The organism is Clostridium sp. UBA1652 (assembly GCF_002320975.1).
Classification (GTDB): Bacteria; Bacillota; Clostridia; order Clostridiales; family Clostridiaceae; genus Clostridium_T; species Clostridium_T intestinale.
The window spans coordinates 65,232-72,687 of sequence record NZ_DCLI01000082.1 but is presented as its reverse complement, the minus strand read 5'-3'; the positions used below and the strand labels follow the sequence as shown (position 1 = coordinate 72,687).

Sequence of the window (7,456 nt, the reverse complement as noted above, 5' to 3'; positions counted from 1 at the left end):
TATATTATATAAGGAGGTAGATTGTAATGGATCAAAAGAATAAGAGTATAGGTTGCAATGTTTCTGAATGTAAATTTCATGCTAGAAGTGAAGAGTTTTGTACTTTAGACAAAATAATGGTGGTAAAGCATGATCATAAAGCTGAAACAGTTGAATGTACAGATTGTGGAAGTTTTGAAAAAGGAATGTACTAATAAAATGAAGTCGAACTTAATAGTTCGACTTCATTTTATTATAAGATTAAAACCATATGAATCAAATATTTATGCTAGAAGTACAAAAGCAATAAATTACTAATAAAAACAGTTAAAAAAATATTTAAATATTTATGCTTTATGTTATAATGGGAACTATGGATAGAATGAATAAAATGATTTAATGTTATAATATGGATAAATATTTTTTGTTTGGGAACTTTAATATATATAAATAAATTGGTAAGGGTGAAAACGGATGGAAAAATTAGTTATCGATGGAGGCAAAATCTTAAGAGGCGAAGTTGATATTAATGGCGCTAAAAATGCAGCAGTAGCAATTTTGCCAGCGGCAGTACTAGCTAGTAATGGAAAATGTTTGATTGAAAATATTCCTGATATTGAAGACGTACATTGTTTAGAAAGAATATTAACTGACTTAGGTTGTAAAATAAATAAAATTGATAGAAATACATTAGAAGTTGATGCAACAACTATACAAAGAGTTGATGCTTGTACTGAAGATGTTAGAAGAATGAGAGCTTCTTATTACTTTATAGGGGCTTTATTGTCGAGATTTAAAGAAGCAAGAGTAGAGCTTCCAGGGGGTTGCCCTATAGGTGTAAGACCTATAGATCAGCATATAAAAGGCTTTGAAGCACTTGGAGCAAAGGTAAGTATAGAGCATGGAGCGGTAAGAGTTCAAGCGGAAGAATTAAAAGGTGCAAATATATTTTTTGATGTTGTAAGTGTTGGAGCAACTATAAATGTTATGATAGCAGCTACTTTAGCAGAGGGTACTACAAGTCTTGAGAATGTTGCTAAAGAACCACATGTTGTTGATGTAGCAAATTTCTTAAATTCCATGGGTGCGGATATTAAAGGTGCGGGAACTGATATTATAAGAATTAAAGGGGTTGAATCTTTAAAAGGTTGTAATTACAGTGTAATTCCAGATCAAATAGAAGCATCAACATTCATGATTGCAGCAGCAGCAACAAAAGGAAATATTTTAATTAAAAATGTAATACCAAAACATTTAGAATCTATTTCTGCAAAACTTATAGAAATGGGAGTAAAGATTGAAGAGGGAGATGACACTGTTAGAGTATATGTAGATGAGCCTTTAAAAGGAGTTAATATAAAAACTGCTCCTTACCCAGGATTCCCTACAGATATACAACAACCTATGTCAACTTTATTAAGTTCTGTTTCAGGAAGAAGTATAATAACTGAAACTATATGGGAAAGCAGACATAAGCATATAGATGAATTGAAGAAAATGGGTGCAGATATTAAAGTAGAAGGAAGAACTGCTATTATAGATGGAGTTAAGAGATTGACAGGAGCTATAGTAAAGGCTACAGATTTAAGAGCTGGAGCTGCAATGGTTATAGCTGGATTAGTAGCTGAAGGAGTCACTGAAATTCATAATATTGAGCATATAGATAGAGGATATCCTCATATAGAAAATAAATTTAAAGACTTAGGAGCAAGTATTTGTAGAAAAGAAGTCGAATAACATTGGGGGAAATATATTATGATTTTTTGCCCATTATATAGTGGTAGTAGTGGAAATTCGGTTTTTATAGGAACCAAAAATACAAAAATTTTAGTAGATGCAGGTCTTCCAGGAAAGAGGATAGACGAAGCAATTGTTTCGATTGGGCAAAATCCAAGAGATTTAAATGGAATATTTATAACACATGAGCATTCAGATCATATTAAGGGGGTAGGCATAATTTCTAGGAAATATGACATACCTATATATGCAAATGATGCTACTTGGTGCGCAATGGAATCATATCTAGGAAAAATAAAAGAACATAATATAAAAATTATGGATAAAAGAACAGTGGTGGAAGTAAATGACATGCAAATAAAGTCATTTTGTATACCTCATGATGCGGCAGGCCCTGTAGGATATACCATACAAGCAGAAGGAAAGCAGTCAAGTGTAGCAACTGATTTTGGAGTATTTACAGATGAAATTCTTGAGAATATAAAATCTTCTGAAGTAGTGTTACTTGAAAGTAATCATGATGTTGAAATGCTTAAATTTGGACCTTATCCATATCCTTTAAAAAGAAGAGTTCTAAGTGAAATAGGACATTTATCTAACGATGACTGTGGTAAAGCTATAGTAACTCTGATAAACCACGGAATACTTAGAAACCTATATTTAGGACATTTAAGCAATACAAATAATCATCCAGATTTAGCATATCAAACAGTACTTAATATATTAAATGAGAATAATATTTATATAGGTAAAGATGTTGCTATTTCTTTAGCTGAAAGGCACAAACCTAGTAATTATATAGAATTCTAGTAAGGAGAAGATACTCATGGAAAATAAAGTGTTGGCATGTAAAGAACACATAGACGAGGCTTTAGATGAATTCTTAGTAGTTAATGAGACCTTTCCAATAATGAACGAAGCAAAAGAAGGAAAATGTAATTATTGCAATGATAAAGCAGAGTATTCTTTAGAGAAATAGAGAAATTGTCTATATTAAAGGTACTTGGTATAAATTAATACATATAAGAAAGAGGAGAAGATAATATGAGTCTATATAAACAATGGACAGACATGGTTGTAGAATATGTTAAAAGTAAAGGGGAAGAAGCTTTCTGGGCTGAATATAGCGATATAGAAACTAGAATATATAAAAAACTTTTATCAAACCACAAGGAAATAAAAAAATCAACTATTGAAGAGTTAGCAAAAGAATTTAATGCTACTAATGAATTCGTTATGGGATTTTTAGATGGAATAAATGACAGTTTAAATAATCCATACGATTTGGAAACAGTAACTGCTGAACAAGAGTTAGTTTTTGATATGGATCTAGAAAAACTATATTTTAATATGCTAGATGCAAAAGCTGAATACCTTTATACTCTTTCTCAATGGGAAGGTATATTCTCAGAAGAAAAGAGAAAAGAAATATCTAAGTCATATAAAGAATCTAAGACAGTAAGAAATGAAAATAAAATAGGAAGAAATGATCCATGTCCATGTGGTAGTGGAAAGAAATATAAAAAATGTTGTGGAGTTAATGCGTAATTAATTTGACAAAGCAATATAAAAGTGTAATAATACTAATAAATTAAAAAACTTATCAAGAGAGGTGGAGGGACTGGCCCTATGAAGCCCAGCAACCAACATAAATTTCATTCAATTTATGTAGTGGTGCTAATTCCTGCAGTTTTTAAACTGGTAGATGAGGGTAGATTTCTGTAATTAGCATATTTGTATGCCAGAGTTTATCTCTGGCATTTTTTATTTTATAAGGGGGTTATATTATGTGTAAAGATAAATGTTTATCCTTTGAGACGATAGCGGTTCATGGGAAAAAAGGAGTAGATCCATTAACAGGCGCTTTGAGTTTTCCTATATATCAAACAGCTACATTTAAGCATAATGGTTTAAATGAGAGTACGGGGTATGATTATTCAAGACTTCAAAATCCAACTAGAGAAGAAGTTGAGGGAACAGTAGCAAAGTTAGAAGGTGGAAAGTGGGGCATAGCTTTTTCTACTGGAGTAGCGGGGATAACAGCTATTATAAATCTTTTTAAAAGTGGGGATCACATTTTAGTTTCAGACGATTTATATGGAGGAACATTCAGGTTATTTGAGGAAATATATAAACCTTATGGAATTGAACATGATTTTATAGATACTACATGTATTGAGGAGGTTTTAAGTAACCTTAAGGAAAATACTAAAGCAATCTTTTTAGAGACACCTTCAAATCCTATGATGAAGGTAACTGATATAAGAAAAATAGTTGAGATAGCTAAAGAAAGAGGTTTAAAAGTAATTGTTGATAATACATTCTTAACACCTTATTATCAAAAGCCTTTAGATCTAGGAGCAGACATAGTAGTTCATAGTGGAACAAAATTCCTTGGAGGACACAATGATGCTTTAGCTGGATTTGTAGTAACAAATAGTGATGAGATAAATGATAAGATAAGATTTTATCAGAAATCTACAGGAGCAGTACTAGCACCATTTGATTCATGGCTTTTATTGAGAGGAATAAAAACACTACATCTAAGAATGGATAAAAGTCAGGAAAATGCTATAAAGATAGCTAATTATTTAAAGAATCATCATAAGGTAAAAGAGGTATTTTATGTAGGTTTAGAGGATCATAAGGGGTACGAAATATCTAAAAGTCAAGCAACAGGTTTTGGAGCTATGATTTCTTTTAATGTTTATGAAGAGGAGCAGGTAGCAAAAATATTAAAAAGTGTAGAAGTTATAACCTTTGCGGAGAGCTTAGGTGGAGTAGAAACTTTAATTACATATCCTCAGACTCAAACTCATGCTGAAATTCCAGAGGAAATAAAAAATAAATTAGGTATAACTAAAACTCTTTTAAGGCTGTCTGTTGGAATAGAAAATGTTGAGGACTTAATTAAAGATTTAGAGAAAGCATTGGGGTGATAAATATGAAATTTGGAACAAAATTAATTCATAATGGGAATGAAATAGATGAAGAAACAGGGGCTTTAAGTATACCTATATATCAAGCATCTACCTATCATCAAAGAGATATAGATAGTTTTGGAAAATACGATTATTCAAGAAGTGGAAATCCTACAAGAGAGGCTTTAGAAAATACTATTGCTCAATTAGAGAATGGGTGCAGAGGATTTGCTTTTTCATCAGGAATGGCTGCTACATCATCGGTGCTTTCAATATTTTCAGCTGGAGATCATATAATTATTTGCGAAGATGTTTATGGCGGAACTTATAGAATCACTACTAAAGTTCTTAGTAGATTTAATATTGAATTTACTTTTGTGGATGCATCTAATTTAGATAATATAAAAGCAGCTGTAAGAGAAAATACTAAAGCTATATTTTTAGAAACACCATCAAATCCATTATTAAAAATAACAGATTTAAAAGGTGCTATAGAAATAGCTAAAAGCAACGAATTAATTGTTATAGTTGACAATACTTTTATGTCACCATATCTTCAAAAACCTTTAGACTTAGGAGCTGATATAGTAGTTCATAGTGCAACTAAATTTATAGGAGGACATAGTGATGTAGTAGGAGGTTTAGCTGTAGCTAAGACAGAAGATTTGGCAAATAGAATATATGCAATACAGAATTCCTTTGGAGCAATTTTAGGACCTCAGGATTGTTGGCTTTTGCTTAGAGGATTAAAAACCTTAAAGGTAAGATTAGATGTTCATCAACAAACAGCAGAAAAATTATCTAGGTGGCTTGTAAAAAGAGAAGAAGTTGAAGCTGTATATTATCCATCACTAGAAGGACATCCAGGTAGAGATATTCATTTAGCTCAAGCATCAGGGGGGGGAGCTGTTTTATCTTTTAGACTAAAATCTTTAGATTTAACAAAATATTTTTTAAATAATATAGAAAATGCTGCTTTTGCAGTTTCATTAGGTGGGGTTGAAACCATAGTGTCTTATCCAGCAAAGATGTCTCATGCTGCTATACCTAGGGAAGAGAGAGAAAAGTTAGGTGTAACAGACACACTAATAAGAGTTTCTGTAGGGCTAGAGGAATTTGAGGACTTGATAGAAAGTTTTGATAAAGCATTAAATATTTAATTATATTAAAGTAGAAGAATTAAGAAATTAAATCTTCTGCTTTAATTTTTTTCTAAAGTATTAATTTTAGTATTTGAATAAATAATAGAGATATATTATAATAATAAAGAATAGTTGCAATCGCAACTATTCTTTATTAAACAGTGAAAGGATAAATTATAATGGAGAATAAAGTTGATAGTAAGAGATGGGTAATACTGCTTACCACGGTTATGCTAACATTTATGGCCACACTAGATAGTAGTATAGTAAATGTTGCATTACCTGTCATATCAAATAAGTTATCTGTAAGTATGGCTTCAATAGAATGGGTAGTAACTATTTATTTAATTGTCATAGTAGCAACTATACTTATATTCGGAAGACTTGCAGATCTTAAAGGTAAAGGAAATATTTTTAAGTTAGGAATAATTATTTTTACAATTGGATCATTAGCTTGTGGAATATCTAATTCTTTAGTTATGTTAGTAATATCTAGAGCACTTCAAGCTATAGGCGCTGCAGCATCTATGTCTACAAGCCATGGAATTATAACACACGTATTTCCTCCCAATGAAAGAGGCAGAGCCCTTGGTATAAATGGTACATTTGTGGCATTAGGTTCTATGGTGGGTCCCCCTCTTGGTGGATTAATTGTAGATGCGTTAAGCTGGCAATATATTTTTTTAATAAATGTTCCAATAGGAATAGTAGCGTTTATTCTTGCGAGTAAAACATTATCAAAACATAGTGAAGTGGTTAATGAGAAACTTGATTTGAAAGGTGGAAGCTTATTTTCTCTTACGATTATATTATTATTTGGAGCATTAACTCACGGTCAAGAAGTTGGATATAATAATACTATAATTATAATGTGTTTTGCACTTTCAGCAATACTATTTGTAGTTTTTATAGAGACAGAGAAAAGAGTTAAAATTCCACTATTAAATCTTGAGATATTTAAAAATACATTATTTTCACTTAGTATATTCTGTGCATTTATATCATTTGTAGCAATAAGTTGCTCAAATATAATACTGCCGTTCTATTTACAATATGTAATGAAATTAACACCTTCAGTTACTGGATTACTTATGATGGTATCACCTATAATACTGGCAGTTGTAGCACCTTTAAGTGGGTATATATCAGACAAGATAGGTTCGGAAATTCTTACATTCTTAGGTCTTTTGGGAACTAGTTTAGGATTATTTTTAATGTCTACTTTAAATCAATATTCTCATTTAGGAGTACTAATTTCATTTATAGCAATAATGACTGTAGGAAATGGAATGTTCCAGTCACCTAACAACTCTTTAGTGATGTCAACTGTTCCTAAGAATAAGCTAGGTATAGCAGGAAGTATCAATGCTTTGGTTAGGAATCTAGGACTTGTATTTGGAATATCATTTTCTACTACCCTTTTATACAATAGAATGAGTAATAAGATAGGATACCATGTTACTGGATATATATCAGGAAGAGATGATGTATTTGTATATGGAATGAGATGGGTATATATATCAGCAGCTATAATTTGCTCATTAGGTGCTGTACTTACTGCATATAGATTGTATGGTTCAAAGTTAAAAGAAAAAGCAGAGGTTGCATAAAAGTTGATGTTAGGCATCAACTTTTTTCTTTTCTATGCTATTGTATTTTGCAAATAAATATAATAAA

Annotated in this window: 8 protein-coding genes and 1 riboswitch; all 8 genes read left to right on the top strand. The window is 31.2% G+C overall.

What is annotated here, in order from left to right; genetic code table 11:
• Positions 1-26: 26 nt before the first annotated feature.
• Positions 27-194, top strand: coding sequence for a DUF1540 domain-containing protein (locus B3N22_RS17365; protein ID WP_021804046.1), 168 nt, complete (start codon positions 27-29; stop codon positions 192-194).
• Positions 195-453: 259 nt separating this feature from the next.
• Complete coding sequence (locus tag B3N22_RS17360; RefSeq protein WP_286909013.1) at positions 454-1,716, top strand: UDP-N-acetylglucosamine 1-carboxyvinyltransferase; 1,263 nt, start codon at positions 454-456, stop codon at positions 1,714-1,716.
• Positions 1,717-1,734: 18 nt separating this feature from the next.
• A complete protein-coding gene (locus B3N22_RS17355) occupies positions 1,735-2,526 on the top strand; it encodes an MBL fold metallo-hydrolase (RefSeq protein ID WP_286909011.1) in 792 nt (263 codons plus the stop codon).
• Positions 2,527-2,542: 16 nt separating this feature from the next.
• Positions 2,543-2,695: a CxxH/CxxC protein gene (locus tag B3N22_RS17350; protein ID WP_021804048.1), complete on the top strand. Its 153-nt coding sequence runs from the start codon at positions 2,543-2,545 to the stop codon at positions 2,693-2,695.
• Between the two features lie 65 nt (positions 2,696-2,760).
• Complete coding sequence (locus B3N22_RS17345; RefSeq protein WP_073021211.1) at positions 2,761-3,264, top strand: SEC-C metal-binding domain-containing protein; 504 nt, start codon at positions 2,761-2,763, stop codon at positions 3,262-3,264.
• A 49-nt stretch (positions 3,265-3,313) separates the two neighbouring features.
• Positions 3,314-3,428, top strand: a riboswitch (SAM riboswitch).
• 75 nt (positions 3,429-3,503) lie between these two features.
• Positions 3,504-4,655, top strand: coding sequence for a trans-sulfuration enzyme family protein (locus B3N22_RS17340; RefSeq protein WP_286909007.1), 1,152 nt, complete (start codon positions 3,504-3,506; stop codon positions 4,653-4,655).
• Positions 4,656-4,660: 5 nt separating this feature from the next.
• A complete protein-coding gene (locus B3N22_RS17335) occupies positions 4,661-5,797 on the top strand; it encodes a trans-sulfuration enzyme family protein (RefSeq protein WP_286909005.1) in 1,137 nt (378 codons plus the stop codon).
• 161 nt (positions 5,798-5,958) lie between these two features.
• Positions 5,959-7,389, top strand: a complete 1,431-nt coding sequence (locus tag B3N22_RS17330; RefSeq protein WP_073021204.1) for an MFS transporter — start codon at positions 5,959-5,961, stop codon at positions 7,387-7,389.
• Positions 7,390-7,456 lie beyond the last annotated feature (67 nt).